2 protein-coding genes are annotated in these 1,550 nt (G+C 72.4%); both read left to right on the top strand.

Going from position 1 to position 1,550, the window contains the following annotated elements; translation table 11 throughout:
• Nucleotides 1-768, top strand: a 768-nt coding sequence (locus ACFQ87_RS26840; protein WP_380613379.1) for an electron transfer flavoprotein subunit beta/FixA family protein, incomplete at its 5' end; no start/stop codon positions are given.
• Between the two features lie 45 nt (nt 769-813).
• The coding region (locus ACFQ87_RS26835) for an electron transfer flavoprotein subunit alpha/FixB family protein (RefSeq protein ID WP_380613378.1) at nt 814-1,550 on the top strand (737 nt) is incomplete at its 3' end.

Here is a 1,550-nt window from a genome sequence, read left to right as displayed (position 1 = left end):
GTCTGTGTGAAGTACGTGCCGGACGCGACGGGTGACCGTCGTTTCGCGGACGACCACACCACCGACCGGGAGGGCGTGGACGGCCTCCTGTCGGAGCTGGACGAGTACGGCGTCGAGCAGGCGCTGCGCATCGCGGAGGCGAACGAGGGCGCCGAGGTGACGGTGCTGACGGTGGGTCCGGACGACGCGAAGGACGCGCTGCGCAAGGCGCTGTCGATGGGTGCGGACAAGGCCGTGCACGTGAACGACGACGACATCCACGGTTCGGACGTGATCGGGACGTCGGCGGTCCTGGCGAAGGCGCTGGAGAAGACCGGGTTCGACCTGGTGATCGGTGGTATGGCGTCGACGGACGGCACGATGGGTGTGCTGCCGGCGCTGCTGGCGGAGCGTCTGGGCGTGCCGCAGGTGACGCTGCTGTCCGAGGTGTCGGTCGAGGGCGGCGTGGTCAAGGGCCGTCGTGACGGTGACGCGGCGACCGAGCTGGTGGAGGCCGCGCTGCCGGCCGTCGTCTCGGTGACGGACCAGTCGGGCGAGGCCCGTTACCCCTCGTTCAAGGGGATCATGGCGGCGAAGAAGAAGCCGGTGGAGTCGCTGGACCTGGACGACCTGGGCATCGAGGCCGACGAGGTCGGCCTGGCGGGTTCGTGGACCGCGGTCGAGTCGGTGGCGGCGCGTCCGGCGCGCACCGCGGGCACGGTCGTCAAGGACGAGGGCGAGGGCGGCAAGCAGCTCGCCGGCTTCCTCGCCGACCAGAAGTTCATCTGAGCCGCCCCCACCCCCCGACCCAGCGAAACACGGAGACATTGAGCAATGGCTGAGATTCTCGTCCTGGTGGACCACGCCGAGGGTGTGGTCCGCAAGCCGGCCCTGGAGCTGCTGACCCTGGCCCGCCGTATCGGTGAGCCGTCCGCCGTCGTCCTCGGCGCCGGTGCCGCCGCGGCCGACATCGCCGCCAAGGCCGGCGAGTACGGCGCCGCCAAGGTGTACGTCGCCGACGGCGCCGAGTTCACCGACCAGCTGGTCGTCCCCAAGGTGGACGCCCTGGCCCAGATCGCCAAGACGGTCGCCCCGGCCGCCGTCCTGGTCACCTCCTCCGGCGAGGGCAAGGAGGTCGCCGCCCGCGTCGCGCTGCGGATCGGCTCCGGCATCATCACCGACGCCGTCGACCTGGAGGCCGGCGACGGCGGTCCGGTCGCCACCCAGTCGGTGTTCGCCGCCTCCTTCCAGGTGAAGTCCAAGGTCACCAAGGGTGCCCCGGTCATCACCGTCAAGCCGAACGCCGTCGCCCCGGAGGCCGCCCCGGCCGCCGGCGCGGTCGAGAACGTGTCGGTGGAGTTCACCGGCAACGCCGCCAAGGTCACCTCGCGCACCCCGCGCGTCTCCACCGGCCGCCCCGAGCTGACCGAGGCCGCCATCGTGGTCTCCGGCGGCCGCGGTGTCGGTGCCGCCGAGGGCTTCGGCGTGGTCGAGGAGCTCGCGGACGCGCTCGGCGCGGCCGTCGGCGCCTCGCGTGCCGCCGTCGACGCCGGCTGGTACCCGCACAGCAG

This window comes from Kitasatospora sp. NPDC056531, from assembly GCF_042794375.1.
GTDB lineage: Bacteria > Actinomycetota > Actinomycetes > Streptomycetales > Streptomycetaceae > Kitasatospora.
Note: the sequence above shows the minus strand (reverse complement) of the source record. Positions and strands in the feature narration are given on the sequence as shown.